At 36.4% G+C, this 18,208-nt stretch carries 17 protein-coding genes; 8 read left to right on the top strand and 9 right to left on the bottom strand.

Going from position 1 to position 18,208, the window contains the following annotated elements:
- Positions 1–53: 53 nt before the first annotated feature.
- Genes HCN53_RS12330 through HCN53_RS12310 form a run of 5 tightly spaced genes read left to right on the top strand, consistent with a single transcriptional unit; the run spans position 54 to position 5,084 of the window.
- On the top strand, positions 54–818 hold the full coding sequence (locus HCN53_RS12330) for a hypothetical protein (protein ID WP_167343145.1): 765 nt from the start codon (positions 54–56) through the stop codon (positions 816–818).
- A 9-nt stretch (positions 819–827) separates the two neighbouring features.
- Positions 828–1,457 (top strand): heavy-metal-associated domain-containing protein, encoded by a 630-nt coding sequence (locus tag HCN53_RS12325; protein WP_167343144.1) that lies wholly within the window; start codon positions 828–830, stop codon positions 1,455–1,457.
- Positions 1,457–2,293, top strand: a complete 837-nt coding sequence (locus tag HCN53_RS12320; RefSeq protein WP_206063926.1) for an NHL repeat-containing protein — start codon at positions 1,457–1,459, stop codon at positions 2,291–2,293. Before HCN53_RS12325 ends, HCN53_RS12320 begins: the two co-directional genes overlap by 1 nt.
- Positions 2,293–3,003, top strand: a complete 711-nt coding sequence (locus tag HCN53_RS12315; protein WP_167343143.1) for a heavy metal translocating P-type ATPase — start codon at positions 2,293–2,295, stop codon at positions 3,001–3,003. The genes HCN53_RS12320 and HCN53_RS12315 overlap by 1 nt, the downstream gene beginning before the upstream one ends.
- A 50-nt stretch (positions 3,004–3,053) precedes the next feature.
- Positions 3,054–5,084 (top strand): TonB-dependent receptor family protein, encoded by a 2,031-nt coding sequence (locus tag HCN53_RS12310; protein WP_167343142.1) that lies wholly within the window; start codon positions 3,054–3,056, stop codon positions 5,082–5,084.
- Between the two features lie 179 nt (positions 5,085–5,263).
- Here HCN53_RS12310 and HCN53_RS12305 read toward each other — a convergent pair whose 3' ends face one another.
- From HCN53_RS12305 to HCN53_RS12280, 6 genes are all read right to left on the bottom strand, one after another.
- Positions 5,264–6,040 (bottom strand): RMD1 family protein, encoded by a 777-nt coding sequence (locus HCN53_RS12305; protein ID WP_105018390.1) that lies wholly within the window; start codon positions 6,038–6,040, stop codon positions 5,264–5,266.
- 6 nt (positions 6,041–6,046) lie between these two features.
- Complete coding sequence (locus HCN53_RS12300) at positions 6,047–6,385, bottom strand: hypothetical protein (RefSeq protein WP_042279823.1); 339 nt, start codon at positions 6,383–6,385, stop codon at positions 6,047–6,049.
- Between the two features lie 2 nt (positions 6,386–6,387).
- Entirely contained in the window at positions 6,388–7,365 is a 978-nt protein-coding gene (locus HCN53_RS12295) for a deoxyhypusine synthase family protein (RefSeq protein ID WP_042279825.1), read from the bottom strand.
- Positions 7,355–8,296 carry an agmatinase gene (speB, locus tag HCN53_RS12290; RefSeq protein ID WP_105018389.1) on the bottom strand — a complete coding sequence of 314 codons (942 nt, stop codon included), beginning with the start codon at positions 8,294–8,296 and terminating at the stop codon, positions 7,355–7,357. Before speB ends, HCN53_RS12295 begins: the two co-directional genes overlap by 11 nt.
- A 13-nt stretch (positions 8,297–8,309) precedes the next feature.
- Positions 8,310–9,770, bottom strand: a complete 1,461-nt coding sequence (locus HCN53_RS12285; RefSeq protein WP_060523099.1) for an arginine decarboxylase — start codon at positions 9,768–9,770, stop codon at positions 8,310–8,312.
- A 409-nt stretch (positions 9,771–10,179) separates the two neighbouring features.
- Positions 10,180–13,302 (bottom strand): VPS10 domain-containing protein, encoded by a 3,123-nt coding sequence (locus tag HCN53_RS12280; protein ID WP_167343141.1) that lies wholly within the window; start codon positions 13,300–13,302, stop codon positions 10,180–10,182.
- A 156-nt stretch (positions 13,303–13,458) separates the two neighbouring features.
- Here HCN53_RS12280 and HCN53_RS12275 point away from each other — a divergent pair, with 156 nt between their 5' ends.
- Together HCN53_RS12275 and HCN53_RS12270 are read left to right on the top strand one after the other, a co-directional pair.
- Positions 13,459–14,007, top strand: a complete 549-nt coding sequence (locus HCN53_RS12275) for a carboxymuconolactone decarboxylase family protein (protein WP_085774190.1) — start codon at positions 13,459–13,461, stop codon at positions 14,005–14,007.
- A 107-nt stretch (positions 14,008–14,114) separates the two neighbouring features.
- On the top strand, positions 14,115–14,582 hold the full coding sequence (locus HCN53_RS12270) for a 2-dehydro-3-deoxyphosphooctonate aldolase (RefSeq protein WP_167343140.1): 468 nt from the start codon (positions 14,115–14,117) through the stop codon (positions 14,580–14,582).
- Here the strand turns inward: HCN53_RS12270 and HCN53_RS12265 are convergent.
- Together HCN53_RS12265 and HCN53_RS12260 are read right to left on the bottom strand one after the other, a co-directional pair.
- Complete coding sequence (locus tag HCN53_RS12265) at positions 14,579–15,412, bottom strand: helix-turn-helix domain-containing protein (RefSeq protein ID WP_167343139.1); 834 nt, start codon at positions 15,410–15,412, stop codon at positions 14,579–14,581. The genes HCN53_RS12270 and HCN53_RS12265 overlap by 4 nt on opposite strands.
- 25 nt (positions 15,413–15,437) lie before the next feature.
- Complete coding sequence (locus HCN53_RS12260; protein ID WP_105018384.1) at positions 15,438–15,743, bottom strand: rhodanese-like domain-containing protein; 306 nt, start codon at positions 15,741–15,743, stop codon at positions 15,438–15,440.
- Between the two features lie 52 nt (positions 15,744–15,795).
- Between HCN53_RS12260 and HCN53_RS12255 the strand changes: the two genes are divergently transcribed.
- Positions 15,796–16,449, top strand: coding sequence for a hypothetical protein (locus HCN53_RS12255; RefSeq protein WP_167343138.1), 654 nt, complete (start codon positions 15,796–15,798; stop codon positions 16,447–16,449).
- On the opposite strand, the gene HCN53_RS12250 is transcribed toward HCN53_RS12255, so the two are convergent.
- Entirely contained in the window at positions 16,438–18,114 is a 1,677-nt protein-coding gene (locus HCN53_RS12250; RefSeq protein ID WP_167343137.1) for an aromatic amino acid hydroxylase, read from the bottom strand. The genes HCN53_RS12255 and HCN53_RS12250 overlap by 12 nt on opposite strands.
- Positions 18,115–18,208 lie beyond the last annotated feature (94 nt).

Raw genomic sequence — 18,208 nt, 5'->3', positions numbered from 1 at the left:
TTTTTAAAACTAAAATTTTAAAAATCAGCTCATTACTTTAAATTAATCATACAATGAAAAACATCATTTTAGGAGGTTTTATCTTGTTGTCTAGTTATCTAGCTACAGCACAAGGACCACCTATAACTGCCGATAAACCTATCATGTTAGGCGGCAAAAGCTTTACAACAAAAACACTAATTGAATACCGACAAACTGAGCGTGGATCTGTTCTATACGCTCCAGTCATGTTGCATTATTTACCTACAGCAAACTCACTGGTAGCGCTGCATATACCCTTTACCATTTATGATTTACAAGATCAATCGGGCAATGGCCTAGCAGATTTAAAGATCATGGGAAAATATCAATTCTATCGTAAAGATGGAACTGGTAAAACTTGGCGTATGGTTGCCAAAACATTGCAAACGCTTCCTACAGGTAAGGAAATTGATGTAATGGATATAAGCACAGGTAAATATGCTGGATATTACGGTATCGTTTCTGGAATCGAGACCTTAAAATACGGTATCAGTACTGAGGTTGGCTACAACTGGATGCCAGATGGTACACTAGATGAAATGCGAGCAAAACTAGGTTTTGGTTTGCCCTTATTAAAGCCACAGTATCCCAATAAACAACTCAATCTATATTTTGAATACAGTAGTCATTGGTTGCACGAGCGCGATTGGTACCAGCTACTCTACGCGCAAGGTATTCAATACGCTCGCAAGAACATCACATTTGACCTAGCTGTACAGCTGCCTTTGGTTCAGGAAATTGATGATAATCGAGCCCTTAATTACTCTGTGTTTTTAGGAACACGTTACACTTTTTAAAAAAATAATATGAAAAATAGCATTTATATACTTAGCATTTTAATTGGTTTGTTCGCTTTCGCGAAAGCGGAATCACAAAACAACCAAGAACGAGATACTTTTGAAATTCAAGTCGACGGACTGGGATGTCCTTTCTGTGCCTATGGCCTAGAGAAAAAGTTCAAGGAATTCAAAGGGATAAAAGATGTCGCCATCGATATTGAAACGGGAGATTTTAGTTTCACTTATCCAGCAGAAAAATCACTAAGCATGCAAGCCGTGATCAAACAAGTTGAAAAAGCAGGTTACACACCCAATCTTGCCACTATTACAAGAGCAAATGGCGATATAGAAACCAATGCGAGCAACAATAATGAAGTCGCCAGCACATCATTACAAGAAAACAAATTGTGGGTAAACGGAAAATGCGGTATGTGTAAGGCCAGAATTGAAAAAGCAGTGTCTAACCTACCTGGTGTTGCAAGTGCTACTTGGGACGTTGACAGTAAACAACTTACTTATTCTCACGATGGTAGTACTACCATCAATCAGGTGGAACAAAAAGTAACCCAAGTAGGTCATGATACAAAAAGTACCAAAGCCAGTGATCAAGTATACGATCAACTACCTGGATGTTGTCATTATAAAAGAGTTCAATAATGAAATTGATATACGTTTTACTTTCAGCAGTTTTACTAGGCTGTTCACAACAACCTGTAGAGACGGAATGGACTTATGAAAAAAGCATAAGTCTAGATGGAATTAACCCTATTGGACTAGTTAGCGACGATGATCAATACATATTGAGTGATGGCGACCACAATCGAGTGGTTAAGGTTGACTACACAGGTGAAATTACCCAAACAATAGGTGAGTTTGAACGTCCCATGCACTTGGACTATATCAAAGACAAATCAACTCAACGATTGTTCATACCAGAGTACGGGAAAGATTCTATTGCTGTGATAGAAGGAACAAATAAAAGTTACCTTTCTATTACCGATTCCCTAGATGCACCGGCATCGATAAGTATGTTTAAGGATGAAATTGCCATTGCCGATTTTTACAACCATCGGGTTTTGTACTTTTCAAACGGTACATGGCAATCATTAGGTAGTGAAGGGAAAAAGCTAGGTCAATTCTACTATCCTACAGATGTTCAAATAATGGAAAACCACCTGTACATCGCCGATGCTTATAACGATCGCGCCCAAGTGTGGACTAAAAATGGGGAACCGGTGATGGAAATAGGTATGAACGACAATCTAAAAGCAGCAACGGGTATTCACGTTACCGCAACCGAGTTATTTTTAACAGACTTTGAAAACGATAGAATCCTTATTTATGGTAGAATGGGTGATCTAAAACAGATTATTGAAAAAGGTATTGACAAACCTACTGATGTAATTCAAAACGATGACGAACTTATCATTGCCAATTATCGCAAGGGAGAACTCGTTTTTTACAAAAAAACAGCTATCAAAAGAAAACAATAATGAAACAATTCATTCATATTGAAGGTATGACCTGCAATGGTTGTCGCAGCGATGTTGAACAACAATTGCAGGGAATTCCTGCTGTAAAAACAGCAAGCGTATCACTATCAGAAAAAGAAGGTACTCTTGAGGTAGAAAACTACATCGAGATTGAGGAGTTGCAACAACACCTTACTGAAAAATATACGATAAGCAAAAAGTCAGATCGTATCGCTCAAGAATTGCCTAGCAACGAACCCAGCAAATTACAGCAATTAAAACCCTTGTTTCTCATTCTTTTTTATATCACCACAGCAAGCCTGCTGTTGCATAAAGATACTTGGGATGTTAAAGCAATCATGCTAGATTTCATGGGGCTTTTCCTAATAGTTTTCAGCTTTTTTAAATTGCTAGATTTAAAAGGATTTCCAGTTAGTTTTAGCATGTACGATCCACTTGCACGAGTAATTCCTGCTTACGGTTGGATTTATCCTTTTATTGAAACTGCACTCGGTCTCATGTTCTTATTAAGGTTTAATACAAACATCGCTATTTTAATAACTCTGGTTATTTTGTCCATAACCACAGGTGGAGTGGTTCAAACATTGCTCAACAAAAGAAAAATTCAATGTGCTTGTTTGGGAACTGCCTTAAAACTACCTATGACTGAAGCTACTTTTATTGAAAACGCTATAATGATCGTCATGGGAACTGCAATGCTTTTATTATAGCCTTAACGACTATACTAGGTTTCATGTGTACCTTTATCCCACTATAAGACATGAAACAAATCCTTTTTATCCTATTACTTTTTAGCGTATTAATAAGTATAGCTCAAGTAAATCAAGCACAGGTTCAACCTTTAGATACGGTCGCTCTTAAGGTGACTAGAATTGATAAAAATCCAGATCAAGTAACTGCTAGTTTTTCTAGAGTTCGCTTTCGCGAAAGCGCCCTAAATCAACAGCAATTATCATTGCAAGAATATCTTAATCAATTAAATGGGGTTTTTAGTCTAAACGCCAATAATTATGCACAAGATTTAAGGATAAGCATACGAGGCTTTGGCGCGAGAAGTGCGTTTGGAATACGCGGTATAAAATTGGTAGTTGATGGCATCCCTGAAACTACTCCTGATGGTCAAGGGCAAATTGATAATTTACCTCTAGGAATTATAGATAATATAGCTGTTTTAAGAGGATCATCTAGTGCCTTGTACGGTAATGCTAGCGGTGGAGTTATAAGCGTAAATACGATAGACGACTTTAAAAAAGATTTTGTAGAAATAGGACTTACGGCAGGATCCTATAACATGCTACAATCTCAAGTTACTGCTGGTTTTAAAACAGAAACTTCACGTTATGTAATACACGCTAATCAAATCACAACCGATGGATATCGGGATCAAAGTGGTTTTGAGAATTACTTGTTCAACTATAGATCGTTTCATGATCTTTCAAAAAATACCCAGCTTAATTTTCAATTGAACTATGCAAATAGTCCCGAAGCAGAAGATCCAGGTAGTCTTAATGCAGAAGCTATCTCAACAGACCGCAGGCAGGCACGTGACCCTAACCTATTATTTGAAACTCAGGAAGCAGTCCAGCAAGTTAAACTAGGGACAAGTTTGAAGCATCAAACAGGTAATTGGACTTTCAACGGTTATGGGTTTTACAGCTATAGAGACTTTGAAGCTAGATTGCCTTTTGAATTTGGTGGAGCGATTGATTTAAACAGAAACTATTTTGGAGTTGGAGTTAATACGACTAGAGTTTCCAAAAAAGAACATCTTTCATTCAAACAGCAATTAGGAATAGACTACGGTTATCAAAATGATGCCCGACGCCGTTTTGAAAATCTGGAAGGTGAACGCGGCACCGAAACACTTAATCAAAACGAAAAATTTAGCGGTTTAGGATTTTTCTATTTGCAAGATTATGAATGGAAAAAATGGACGGTAAATGCTGGCGTGCGCTACGACATAAATGAATTAAGTGTGAGCGATGAATTTGAATCTGATGGAATCAATAATGATGACATTACAATCAATCAATTCAGTTTAAATGCAGGTGCAGCTTATAAATTAAATGACAAGAATCAATTCTATGCTACTGTATCCAACAGTTATGAAACACCAGTATTAAGTGAGTTGAGTGCAAACCCAGAGGATGATGGTGGCTTTAATCAAAATCTAGAGGCTCAACAGGCATTAAATTTTGAAATAGGCTATCGTGGTAAATTCGAAAAATTAAATTTGACTTCTACTCTATTCTACACCTTTACAACCGATGATATTGTTCCTTTTGAATTGCAGGACTTTCCAGATAGAACATTCTTTAGAAATGCCGGTAGCAGTAAAAGGTTAGGAACTGAAATTGCTACTCAATACCGTTTTAACCCTACTTGGAGTGCTGGACTTACTTACAATTTCTCCTACTTCACCTATCAAGACTATGAGCTACCTAATGGTGATTTTTCAGGAAATAATTTACCTGCCATTCCCAGACATCTGGCTCAACTCATGATTACTTATACCAAAAACAGTTTCAATCTTACTATGAGCGCTCAATATCGTGATCAAATGTTTACTGACGATGCCAACAGCACTGTAGAACCAGAAGTAATCATAGGTCAACTACGTGGATCTTACAAGTTTCAATTATCCGGAGTAAGTCTTACTCCATTTGCAGGAATAAATAATTTATTTGACCAAAAGTACAACGATAACATTCGTATCAACGCCTTTGGAGGCAGGTACTTTGAACCAGCTCCAGGCATTAATATTTATGCAGGATTGAGAGTTAGGTTTTAATTTTGTGAAGAATCTAGTATTCGTTACTAGCAGCATTTAGTAATCAGACCTGAAGATTTCCTTATTTATTACTTTAATCTTATGTATACTATCCAAAGTCTAGCCTTGTCGAAATACTGTATTAAAAAAAGCCCATGAAACATAAGTATCATGGGCTTTGTTCTTAAAAATTTACTATTCTATAAAAACTTCAGAATAAATAAGTCTATTACTTCTATAACGATGAGTATGATGATGATCCACTCCAACCTACTGCTTTCATTATGGAACATAATCTCTTTAAAAAGATCAAGGTTTTCCTTGACAATATCCAACTGTTGCTTGATGATTCTATAGCGTTCTTGTACGTCAAATGCTTTTTTAAGAGCATTATTGATGTCGTTTAAATTTTCATCGTCCCAAACCTCATCTGGTGAGTCAAAAATATAAAGGTGCTCACTGATATCATTTTTAATATTAAGCACTCCACCTATATACTTCTTGAGCTTCTTCCCTTTTATTTGAAGTCTTCCATCACGTTCTAGCAAGGACGTGTGTTTTTTAGTCTCCATTAAAAGATCCTCAGCCTTACTGGCGTAGGTTGAAAGCGCTACAGATTGTGACAAATGCAACATGACCATTCTTATCTTTTGAGGATCATCGTCAATTAAATCCAACTGATTGTAGTGCAATTGTAATCGCTCCTTAAAAAGCTCAAGTTGAAAAGAATCACTGTTTTCTTCCTGGTATCCATACCAATTACTAGCCTGTTTCTTGACTAATTGTAATTGTTCTGTTATACTATAAAAATCACTGGTTGAACATACTACTCCATAACTTAATAATTGTAAATATTCACCAGATTCTGTTTTTATAAACAGCTCATCCTTTACAGAATTGAGCTGTCTACCACTTAAACTAAGACTTAATTCCTTTAAGTCTATTTGATCTGCTACATGACAGGCAGTAATTTTCATTCTAAATTAGAAGTCAACTTCTGGTTGAAAATCAGCATCTTCATTTTCTGGAAGCATGCTGTCCTCACTGTCATCAAGTTCATTAGTAATGTCTTCCTCTTCAACATCACTCTCATAGGCTTCCATCGCTGTTTGAAGCCTTTTACTGATTTTAACTAGATAAATGGTATCGTGCGTGCGCACCTCAACACAATCTACCCATTCATAATCCTTATTTCTAAAACTTATAATATCCCTATCATCATACCCATCTGGATATCTATCTACAAGTAATTGTAATACTTGATCATTGAGTTTTTTATAATCTATAATAACTCGTTTGAAAGAAATAGCGTCTTGTTTCATGACTACATGTTAAGTAAATAAGCAAAAATCAAAGGAGCTACGATAGTAGCATCACTTTCTATTATAAATTTAGGAGTATCAATATCTAGCTTACCCCAAGTAATTTTTTCATTAGGCACGGCACCGGAATAAGATCCATAACTAGTAGTACTATCACTTATTTGACAGAAATAACTCCAGAATGGCGTATTGGTTCTTTCCATATCTTGATAAAGCATGGGAACCACACAAATAGGGAAATCACCAGCTATTCCACCACCTATTTGAAAGAATCCTATACCATTATCACTAGTATTCTCGGTGTACCAGTCTGCTAGCATTGTCATATACTCAATACCTGATTTAACTGTGCTTGCTTTTAATTCACCTTTCATAACATAACTAGCAAAAATGTTACCCATGGTGCTATCTTCCCATCCAGGTACCACGATAGGTAAATTAGCTTGTGCCGCAGCATACATCCAGCTATTTTTCAAATCGATTTCATAATACTCTTCTAGAACACCAGATAACAACATTTTGTACATGAATTCATGTGGGAAATAACGTTCGCCTGCATCCTCTGCTTCTTTCCACAATTTGTAGATATGCTTTTGTAACCGTCTGAATGCCTCTTCTTCAGGAATGCAGGTATCGGTAACGCGATTAAGGCCTTTTTCTAGTAAATCCCATTCATCTTGCGGTGTTAGGTCTCTATAATTAGGAACTCTTTTATAATGACTGTGCGCTACAAGATTCATGATATCTTCTTCTAGGTTTGCACCTGTACAAGAAATTATATGAACTTTATCTTGCCTGATCATTTCAGCAAAAATTTTACCTAATTCGGCAGTACTCATAGCTCCTGCTAGTGATACCAACATTTTGTTGCCTGCTGCCAGTTGATCTTCATAACCTTTTGCAGCATCAACTAGTGCAGCTGCGTTAAAATGCAAGTAATAGTTTTCTATGAATTGAGAAATAGCTCCTTTAGTATTCATCGTCGTCAATTTTTTCAGATTTTACATTGTTTTTTTCCGCTTTCGCGAAAGCGTAATCACCATCATGGTCTTGCTCATCGCTAGCAAATTTGTAGCTCAACATTTTGTAATAAAGTTTTGCCGCAGCAAATGCCGATGCTTTGTAATCGCCAGTTGCACACAGTTCTACTATATCAAATCCTACCACATTACGCTCCTCAAAAACACGTCGTAAAAACTCTAGAGTCTCGTACCACTGAAGTCCTCCAGGTTCTGGAGTTCCAGTCGCTGGTAAAATAGATGGATCAAATGCGTCTAAATCAAACGTGATATACACATCATCTGTAAGTGCATCTATAGCGCTATCCATCCAATAATCATCGGTAATCATTTCATGTGCAAAATATACTTGGTCTTTATTCATTACAGTAGTTTCTGCAACATCCATACTGCGTATTCCTACTTGAACCAAGTTCATATTTTCATTTGCTTCATACATAGCGCAAGCATGATTGTATGGCGACCCCATATATTCTTTTCTCAAATCGGCATGAGCGTCCAATTGTAATACACTTAAATCTTGATACTGCTCATTCATAGCACGCATGGCGCCTATAGAAATGCTGTGTTCACCACCAAATAAGGTAACAAATTTGTTACGGTTTACGTGACCTTTGACTGCATTGTAAACTGCATTTACCATAGCATCTGGACTTGAATTTTCATCAATAGTTGGTGCTAGATAAATACCTTGTTTGTAAACTTCAGTATTTGTTTCAATATCGTACAACTCCATATTTTCTGAGGCTTCTAGAAAAGCATCAGGACCTTTATCGGCTCCTTTTCCCCAGGTACTTGTACCATCGTAAGGAACTGGAATTAATACTGTTTTTGCGTTATTCAGGTTTCCAAATTCATCTGGAATTCCTGCATAAGTCGATGAAAGTTTCATTTTTATGAAAGGATTAAATAGAGTAATTGATTGTTTCAGGCAACTCGACATCCTCTTCACTTGTTACTGTAAGTGGTGACTCACTGTAACCTAAAAGAGACAAAAGCTGCTCTGATTTTTGTTGTTCAGAAAAAAGTGAAGTAGTTAAATTGCCTTCTTCATCTCTATCTATAAGAATATGTTTAGGTTGTGGTATCAAGCAGTGTTGTAAACCACCAAAACCACCAATGGTTTCTTGATAAGCACCTGTATTAAAAAATCCTAGGAACAACGGTCTATCCTTATTGTATTTAGGCAAATAAATAGCATTCATGTGTTGTTCACTGTTGTAATAGTCATCACTATCACAAGTAAGACCACCTAGTAATACGCGCTCATACTCATTATTCCACCCGTTAAGAGGTAACATAATGAATCGCTTATTTATGGCCCAAGTATCTGGTAATGTTGTGATAAACGAACTGTTGATCATGTTCCATTTTTCACGATCATTTTGTTGTTTTTGATACAGCACTTGGAAAATAGCACCACCACTTTCTCCCACGGTATAGCTTCCAAACTCAGTAAAAATATTAGGCTCATCTACTCCTGCCTGAACACAATACTGTTTTATTTGACCTACAATCTCATGAATCATATAGGCATAGTCGTATTCAAAGGCAAGTGAGTTTTTAATAGGAAATCCACCACCTATATTCAGACTGTCTAATTCTGGACATATTTTTTTGAGCTGTACATAAACATTCAAACATTTATTGAGCTCGTTCCAGTAGTAAGCAGTATCTCTAATTCCTGTATTAATGAAAAAGTGTAACATTTTGAGTGATACTTTTTCATCGTTTTGTATTTGTTTTTTGTAGAAAGGAACAATATCCTTATACCCAATCCCTAGTCTTGAAGTATAGAACTCAAACTTAGGTTCTTCTTCACTAGCAATGCGTATTCCTACATTAAACGGACGGTTAATTGCACCACGCAGTAACCCTAATTCTTCATAATTATCAATGACACTTATTGAGTTATCATGTCCTTGATTAACTAATTGTGCAATGTTGTCAATGTACTGGTCACGTTTAAAACCATTACTCACTATGTAAGTATCTGGTTTTATTTTTCCGCTTTTTTTAAGCTGTTGAACTATGTCCAAATCAAAAGCACTTGAAGTTTCAATATGAATATTATTCTTCAAAGCTTCATCTAGCACATGTTTAAAGTGCGAGCTTTTTGTACAATAACAATAATGGTATTCTCCTTTATAATCATGTGCTTTTATTGCATCCTGAAACCATCCTTGCGCCGCTTTTATATTTTGCGATATTTTAGGTAAGTAGGTAAATTTTAAAGGCGATCCATAATCAGCTACTAATTGTTTAAGGTCAATGCCGTGAAATTGTAGCCAATTGTTTTTTAATTCAAATTCCTCTTGAGGAAAATAGAAGGTTTGATCAATAAGATCAATATACTTGTTCTTCATTATATAAAGCTATATGTTGATTCTTAGTTAGCTTAAAGCTACTAATTATTAAAGTTTAAAAAATGAAGAGAAGGTTGATTAACAATTAAATAAGAGTTAATTCTACCTGTTAGATAAGATTGAATTTCAGAAGTCAGCCATAAAATTCGGTTCTCTATACCTAGAGCAGCTGTGAGGATAGACTTCTTTATGTCCTCCAGCCCGAATCTGAAAACAATTTTCATTTTAAAAGGCGATGCGCAGTTTAAAAAAAATGATTGCTGCTCATCATGGGGTCAAATGTATTCAAAAGTTTAAATAAAAAAACTTTTTTTTATTTTTTTTACATACTGAATATCAATACATTATGCTTAAAATAAAAAATCCGCAGAGATTATTTCTGCGGATTTTGATCTAAATTATGCTAGAATTATTCTTTATCCAACATTAAGTAATCTAATTTAATCTCGTTAAACTTATTATTGAACTGCTTAATATCTGATTGGAGTACCTTGTCAAACTCCTGAAGCTGTAATTCAATCGCACTAGTTAACTCATTTTTTACTTGAATCGCTTGATCAGTAGGTGCAAAATCACTCATTCCTGTTAGGCTATTTAAATGAGCCAACTTATTCGTCAAACGAATCGGAAAGTTTAATGGATCCTGACCACTGCGGTTTTGGGTTTGATACAGCGCTTTTTCTACCTCATTGAATTTCTTTTGCATTTGAGTGGCCATTTCCACCATTTCTTTCACTTCTTCTCTCTCATTCTCCTTATAAAGGTTTTTAAATGAAGTAAGTTTCTTATTAAACTCTCGTATATTTTTAATACTCTTATGCGCTTTGTCAACCGTTGCGTTTACCTCGGTTATGAAATCAAACTGTTTTTGCATGTCTGCCACAGTTGCCTCACTATTTGGTGGTGCTATAATGGTAATAGGTTGACTTAACTTCTCATCATTAATCTCTAATTCTACCTTATAATTACCAGGAACAGCTTTTGGCCCAGAAAGGTTTGCCCACCATAGAATCATACCTTTTAGCTGTTCAGCATCGTCGTATTGAGTATTCCAATTAAATAGATTTGCACCGGTTTTTGCCTTGAGCGGACTTTTTTTATCATAAGTAGCATACTTTTTAATCAATTTATTTTTATCGTCATAAAAACTAAGTGCCACACTGTCCTTCTCATTTAATTTCGGTAAATAAAAGTGAACTTGAACACCTGCTGGATGGTTTGTCCCTGCAGTTAAAGATCCTGGCCTACCATTTCCTGCCATCCTGTAGGCAGTTTTTGGTTTGAAAAGAATGTTTTCATTCTGCTTTCGCGAAAGCGTGTGCTGCACTCCTTGTCTAACTAAATCTAAATCATCGTGAATCCACAAACTTCTTCCCTGAGTTGCGATGATTAGGTTACTATTCTTCACAGCAAGATCTGTTACTGGAACTATAGGGAGATTAAGTTGAAAACTCTCCCAATTTTTACCATCGTTGAAGGAGATGTACAATCCAGTCTCGGTTCCTGCGTATAACATACCTTGAGTTTTGTCATCTTCACGGATAACACGGGTAAAATGCTCGTCTGGTATACCGGTGGTTATTTTTTTCCAGGTTTTCCCGTAATCGTCTGTTTTAAATAGGTACGGTTCAAAGTCTCCAAGTTTGTATCGTGTTGCTGCCACGTAGCATGTGGCTGCGTCGTAACGACTAGGTTCAATACTATTTATTTGAGCCCATTCTGGAAGTCCCTTAGGAGTTATATTTTGCCAGTTTTTCCCACCATCACGAGTAAGGTGTACTAGTCCATCATCACTTCCTACCCATAACTCACCAGCTTTCACAGGAGATTCGGCAGCGGCAAAAATGGTACAATAGTATTCTACACCTGTATTATCTTTTGTAATAGGTCCACCACTAGGACCTAATTTTGTAGGGTCATTACGTGTAAGATCTTTGCTTAGTAGTTCCCAACTTTGACCTTCGTCAGTAGTTACGTGAACGTGATTTGAGAACGCGTATAATTTATTAGGTTCATGTTTTGAAAACATAATAGGGAAGTTCCATTGAAAACGGTATTTCATTCCTTCTGCACCATGACCCATTGGATTATCTGGCCAAACGTTTACCGCACGTACCGATTTAGTTTGATGATTTACCCTAGTAAGATAACCACCATAGCTACCACCATAAACGATATCGTTATTTTTAGGATCCACTGCAATGTGAGCACTTTCTCCACCAGCAGTTCCTTCCCAGTCTTTATCTGTTATACTACGACCAGTAGTTCTATGAGGGATTCTAATAGTTCCATTATCTTGTTGTGCCACATAAATTCGATAAGGAAAGCTATCATCTGTGGTTACTCTATAATATTGAGCAGTAGGTTGATTGTGATAGGTACTCCAAGTTTGACCACCATCGTAGGTTACTTGTGCGCCACCGTCATCGGCCATGATCATTCTATTTGAATCCTCTGGTGCAATCCATAAATCGTGATGATCACCATGAGGCGCTCTGGCACTTTCAAAGGTTTTACCGCCATCAACGCTTTTATGGTAGCTTACATTAACTACATAAAGTTTATCCACGTCTTCAGTATCGGCATAAATACGCGTGTAATACCAAGCTCTTTGTCTTAAACTACGGTCACTATTGGTGCGTCGCCATGTAAGGCCAGCGTCATTACTACGGTAAACACCACCTTTGTCTTTATGTTCAACTATGGCATATAACCTGTCACTACTTACTGGTGATACGGTAATACCCATTATTCCTAAAGTACCTTGAGGGAAACCTTCATTGGAAGAGATTTCCTTCCATGTTTCACCGTAATCTGTACTTTTCCATAAAGCACTGCCATCACCACCACTGCTTAAACTATAAGGTGTGCGTTGAAGTCTCCAAGTACTGGCATACAAAACACGTGGATTGTTAGGGTCTATAATTAAATCAACAGCTCCTGCCATATCATTGGCATAAAGTTTTTTACTCCATGTTTTACCACCATCGGTAGATTTATAGACGCCGCGATCTGTTGTGGGTTTGTAAATATTACCTAGTACAGCTGCGTAAACAATATTGTGGTCATTGGGATCGATAGCGATACGAGGTACGTGTCTACTATTAGGTAATCCTGCAGACTTCCATGTTTTACCTGCATCTTCACTTTTATACACACCATATCCGCTAGATACATTTCCTCTCACTGTTTTTTCTCCACCACCAACATAGATTACATTATGATCACTTGGCGCAACGCTTACAGCACCAATAGATCCTCCAAAAAATCCATCAGAGATATTCTTCCAGGTTCTACCACCATCTTGTGTTTTCCACACTCCACCACCGGTGCTTCCGAAATAAAACAAATTAGGTTTACCTGGAACACCCGTAACAGCGGCACTACGGCCACCTCTAAACGGACCTAATAGTCTAAAGTTTTGAGATTCGTAAAGTTTTTGGGATTCTGGTGGTTCTGGTAGTTGTTGTGAATTTGTTTTGGCGCAAGCTAAAACAACCAATAAAATCAAGAGTAATTTTAAACATTTCATGCATTCAAATTTTCCTTAAATATAAGTCTAAGAGCACAAAATTTAAGTATCGGGAATTATTGATAACATATAAGGAAATAACCACATTTCTAAAGGTCTTTTCTCATCGGATATTTGTACCAACAAAACAAACAAGTACAATTAAATAGATACAATATGGCAACTTTTAATGTCCCAACAAGAGATCAAGTTAACAATACAAATCAAGGAATTTTTGACAACCTTGAGAAACAATTAGGGTTTGTACCTAATCTATACGCGACCTATGCGCTTTCCAATAATGCATTGAGTAATTATTTGAATTTCTCAAGCGCCAAAACTTCTTTAAATAATAAAGAAAAAGAAATCGTAAACCTTGCGGTAAGCCAGGTAAATGAATGTCAATATTGCTTGAGCGCTCATACTGCGATAGGAAAAATGAATGGATTTACTGACGAGGAGATCCTAGAGTTCCGATCAGGAAAATCTAGTAATAATGAGAGTTACAACGCTCTTGCAGCGCTGGCCAAAAATATTACTGAGAATAGAGGTCGCGCAGATAATGATAAAATAGAGGCTTTTTTTGACGCTGGATATTCGCAAGAAAATCTAGTAGATACTATCGTTTTAATAGGTGATAAAACCATTTCAAATTACCTACACAATACTACACAAGTGCCGGTAGATTTTCCAGAAGCACAAGCTTTGGAAGCTGCTACTGTATAAAGTGTATTTTTTTCATAGTTAGTTGGTTGATTGAAAACAGGCAGATTCATAAAGAACTGCCTGTTTTTGTTTTAAAGATTGTATTTTTAATAAACCAATATTTCAACATGAAAAACCTAGCCATATTTACACTTTTAATCTTGATAACGAGCTGCAATAGTACTAAAACTGCTCTTGAAAAAAGTAATTCAAAAACTGAAGATACAAGTGTAGAGAAAACCCAAATTCTTCAAAACTCTTATGCCTTTCTTATAACTGCCAAGGCAACTGATAAGGATTATGGATATTCACCTGACAAGCCTGCCATGGTAGGTGGCGTTAATTCTAACGAAGGTCCAACTAATGAACGACGCTTTCTAAATGCACTAGCTGGTCCTAATGGAGAAGAGCTTGAATATTACAGAGCTGGAAGCTGTTGCCCTATGAAATCAAAAAATGGTTTTAAAGGTGTCGCTTTATTAGATAAGTACCGCGTTTATTACAAAGGAAGTAAAGACACTCTAGATTTGTATATCAATATGTATGACAGTCGCCAGTTATATATTCCTAGTGGTTTAACAGCTAGAAAGTTCTAGTGACCCTTGCGATACTGCAAGGGTGATATTCCTACATGTTTTTTAAAAAACTTAGAGAAATGACTAGCCTCGTTGTATCCTAATTCAAAAGCTATTTCCTCGGCGCTATGTTGAGAATTTCTCAACAAGCGTTTTGCTTCTACAACAATGCGCTCGTTTATAATCTGTAAGGGCGATTTTAAATTGTTTTTTTTGAACAAATTGGATAAGGTTTTGGGTGATTTGTACAACATGGCTGCATAATCACTTACTTGATGGTTTTCCTTAAAATGTTGCTCTACTAAAATGTTATACTGTCTAAATAAATCAAGCTGTTTAATGGATAGTTCCTCAGACAAACCATTTTCTTTGAGTAATCGAGTGCTGGTAATCAACATTCTTTTAAGCAACGTTCTTAACATTTCACCTTGAATACGATCCTTAGTCTCAAACTCTTCTTGAAAAAGTAAAAGCATAGCCTCAAAACTACGAGATTGTTTATCTGACAATGAGATTACCGGCGCGGTAGATGAGCCATAAAACAACAGCCCATTACAACTTACTTCTTCATCATTATGTTGAATACAATAAAACTCACGATTAAACACAAAGGCAATTAAACCTTGATTGTTCTTTGGAACCTCAACTATATTATTTGGCGTACAAAACAGTACTTGATTTTGTTTGAGCAATAAGTCATACCCATCAACCATCATTTCTTGCTCTCCTTTATTACACCATATAATTTTATACATACCATCTTCCTTTAGCAAGTTTAAGGAAGGACCACATTGAAAGTTGGTAATGGTAAATTTACCTTCGGCCTTGATGTTATGATAATCCAATTTCATAGGGTAAAAATAGGAAAAATCTACTTTAATTCTTTTTGATATGTTTTTTAACGGAACCTATTCCACCAGCATCAATAACTTTAAATCCCTTAGACTTAAGTTTTGCAGTAGCCATAGTACTACGACCACCCATTTTACAATATGCGATTATGGGTTTTTCCTTATCCAATTTATCCAATTGACTCTCTAAAGAAGACAATGGTATGTTTAATGATCCAGGGATATTATTACCATTAAATTCTGATGATGTGCGCACATCAAGAAGCAATGCATCCTGATTAAGGTATTCCTGTATTCTTTGTTTCTTTTTATTTTTAAATAGTCCGAACATATTTATTTACTAATTTTTAAAGTCCTAAATGTAGCTTTTATACCTTAGTCGTATGGAATACATAAACTATATACTTATAGGTTTAGGTCTTGGAATACTTATTGTTCAATTCTTTAAGCAAGAAGAAAAAGCCGCCAAAAAAGCTACGATAAAAGCTAGAGCAGCACGTAGAACTCGCCTAAAAAAACAACACGACTTAATAAAATCCCTTGCTGCTAAACATACAGAACAACCTTCAGTTAAAAACGAAGCTATACATTCTATTACCGATTACTCCCTTAAAAGTATAGAATTTTCTCTCCATGATCTTACTAAGCTTATCACAAATCTACAGGACCATTACAAGAAAACTTCCAGTAAAACGACTTTTAAAACCAGTTTTCCTACTCAGTTAAATCAGCAGTTAGAACCTATACATTTCTGGAAATTATTAATACTAAAAAACGAAGCGCTGCACAACGCAGTTCAACACTCGGCAGCGACTTACATTACAAACATTGTTTCTATAGAAAACAAAGAACTTGTGATAATTACGCATGACACTGGTGTAGGCTTTACTAAAAAAGAACTCTTCTATTCCGATGGCCTAAAATTGCTCCATCAGTTAGTTGATGAATTGAACGGTATTACCACATTAACGAGCACACTTGGCAATGGAACTATTGTGCGTACTTCATTCCCACTTATAACTTTTTTAAGTAAGTAACTCATTAATCTCATCTATCAACAACCATTGATCAGGAAATTCTTTTTCCACTTGATTCAAGATACCTGTAAGCTCATTGATTTGACTATCGTCTAGGACAGTGTTATTTGTTTTTACGCTTTCGCGAAAGCGTCGTACCTTTTTATACCATCCATGAACAACAAGTTGTTTTTCAGTGTAAACAGGTTTCACAGTTTTTGTATCACTCTCGTGGTACACCAGGTCAAAACTGTGATAATCGGCCGGACCAGCATAGGCGCTAACTATTTCCTTTCCAACTGCTAAATGCAGCATACCATCTTGAGGTGTAAAAAGCACCTCATCCTTGTAAGTAACCCTGCAGTCCACGAATTGAATAAGCATAAGTTTACCATTCAAATTACGCATACCAGTTACATTTAAACCTTCTACATGAATACCACTTTCATAGGTAAACTCTATACGTTCATTGTCATAAAAATTATAAGCTTGTAAGTCACGAGGTCCCATATCCTCAATGGCTAGCGAAATGCCTTTTAGTTTTCCTAGCGGACTCAAAAAGCCTTTTTTATGCGTAGAAATTCCATGCCCGATAAGTTCCTTCTCCCTATATGCTAGTGCAGATTCACCTGTTGTCTCAAAAAATACAACCTCATTGTCCTCATTAGTAATCATACGAGTAAATACTCCTGATACTTGTAATCCGGTGCTCAATTCTATAGTTCCTAAACTCTTAGAATCTATTAATTTACGTAAGCCTCGATGACCACCTTTACGTACAGCCATAGTATTGGCAAACTCTTCAAGAACCTCGCTCAATCGGGCAAAATCTGGTGTAACATATAAATGTGGTTGTTTGCGAGTTATATCAAAGTCTTGATAAGCGGCATCAATAGAATAGGGTCTTTTTTCCACTTCTGGCTCCAGACAACTTTTACTCTCACCTATACTAGAAAGCAATCCTGCTCCATAAATCTTAGGATCGTCTAGAGTTCCTACTAATCCGTATTCTACAGTCCACCAGTGCAAGTTGCGAATGAGAGACATCTCGCTAGGTTCCACCTTTTTGTTTTGTAAACGTTCCACTTCTTCCTCGGCAATGGAGATTTGTTGATCTAGTTGTGCATCGTGAACAGCCGTGCGTGTTTCTTTAAGTATGGAAAGCTGCCTAACAGCCTCGTACATTTGATGATCGTGTGCACTTGAAATTGCTTTACTACCTATTTCTCCAAATCGTCTTAAATATTCCGCATAGTCTGGGCTGGCAATTATAGGAGCATGTCCTGCAGCCTCGTGGATAATATCTGGAGCAGGCGTGTATTCAATATTTTCCAGTTTTCTTATATCGGCAGCAATTACCAATATTTTATAGGCTTGAAATTCCATGAAGGCAGCTGGTGGAATAAATCCATCAACCGCAACTGCTGCCCAGCCTATTTCCTTTAAAATACGATTCATTCCATACATAGAAGGAATCTCTTCAATAGAAATACCTGTTTTTTCCAATCCTTTTAAGTACGATCCATGAGCGACTTTACTTAAAAACTCAACATTACGTTGCATGACATGACGCCACACCGCTTGATCTTGCGCTGTGTACAATTCATAGTTTTGTGGTTTTATGAATTGTTTTAAATGAGGTGGTAAACGGTCAATTAAAGGATTAGATTCTATGTTTTGTAGCATGTCTGCGTATTTACACGCAAATCTAAAGTCTAATTATCACATGGATGGTATAAACTTTTGTGAATAATTTGTTTTAGAGGTATACTTGCAATCC

Source organism: Nonlabens sp. SY33080, from assembly GCF_011784885.1.
Taxonomy (GTDB): Bacteria; Bacteroidota; Bacteroidia; order Flavobacteriales; family Flavobacteriaceae; genus Nonlabens; species Nonlabens tegetincola.
This window is presented reverse-complemented; position numbering and strand designations above follow the sequence as displayed.

What these genes read in the sequence shown, in the direction of transcription:
- HCN53_RS12330 (WP_167343145.1), top strand. Translation starts at nt 54, where the DNA reads ATGAAAAACATCATTTTAGGAGGTTTTATCTTGTTGTCTAGTTATCTA.
- HCN53_RS12325 (WP_167343144.1), top strand. Translation starts at nt 828, where the DNA reads ATGAAAAATAGCATTTATATACTTAGCATTTTAATTGGTTTGTTCGCT.
- HCN53_RS12320 (WP_206063926.1), top strand. Translation starts at nt 1,457, where the DNA reads ATGAAATTGATATACGTTTTACTTTCAGCAGTTTTACTAGGCTGTTCA.
- HCN53_RS12315 (WP_167343143.1), top strand. Translation starts at nt 2,293, where the DNA reads ATGAAACAATTCATTCATATTGAAGGTATGACCTGCAATGGTTGTCGC.
- HCN53_RS12310 (WP_167343142.1), top strand. Translation starts at nt 3,054, where the DNA reads ATGAAACAAATCCTTTTTATCCTATTACTTTTTAGCGTATTAATAAGT.
- HCN53_RS12305 (WP_105018390.1), bottom strand. Translation starts at nt 6,040, where the DNA reads ATGAAAATTACTGCCTGTCATGTAGCAGATCAAATAGACTTAAAGGAA.
- HCN53_RS12300 (WP_042279823.1), bottom strand. Translation starts at nt 6,385, where the DNA reads ATGAAACAAGACGCTATTTCTTTCAAACGAGTTATTATAGATTATAAA.
- HCN53_RS12295 (WP_042279825.1), bottom strand. Translation starts at nt 7,365, where the DNA reads ATGAATACTAAAGGAGCTATTTCTCAATTCATAGAAAACTATTACTTG.
- speB (WP_105018389.1), bottom strand. Translation starts at nt 8,296, where the DNA reads ATGAAACTTTCATCGACTTATGCAGGAATTCCAGATGAATTTGGAAAC.
- HCN53_RS12285 (WP_060523099.1), bottom strand. Translation starts at nt 9,770, where the DNA reads ATGAAGAACAAGTATATTGATCTTATTGATCAAACCTTCTATTTTCCT.
- HCN53_RS12280 (WP_167343141.1), bottom strand. Translation starts at nt 13,302, where the DNA reads ATGAAATGTTTAAAATTACTCTTGATTTTATTGGTTGTTTTAGCTTGC.
- HCN53_RS12275 (WP_085774190.1), top strand. Translation starts at nt 13,459, where the DNA reads ATGGCAACTTTTAATGTCCCAACAAGAGATCAAGTTAACAATACAAAT.
- HCN53_RS12270 (WP_167343140.1), top strand. Translation starts at nt 14,115, where the DNA reads ATGAAAAACCTAGCCATATTTACACTTTTAATCTTGATAACGAGCTGC.
- HCN53_RS12265 (WP_167343139.1), bottom strand. Translation starts at nt 15,412, where the DNA reads ATGAAATTGGATTATCATAACATCAAGGCCGAAGGTAAATTTACCATT.
- HCN53_RS12260 (WP_105018384.1), bottom strand. Translation starts at nt 15,743, where the DNA reads ATGTTCGGACTATTTAAAAATAAAAAGAAACAAAGAATACAGGAATAC.
- HCN53_RS12255 (WP_167343138.1), top strand. Translation starts at nt 15,796, where the DNA reads ATGGAATACATAAACTATATACTTATAGGTTTAGGTCTTGGAATACTT.
- HCN53_RS12250 (WP_167343137.1), bottom strand. Translation starts at nt 18,114, where the DNA reads ATGCTACAAAACATAGAATCTAATCCTTTAATTGACCGTTTACCACCT.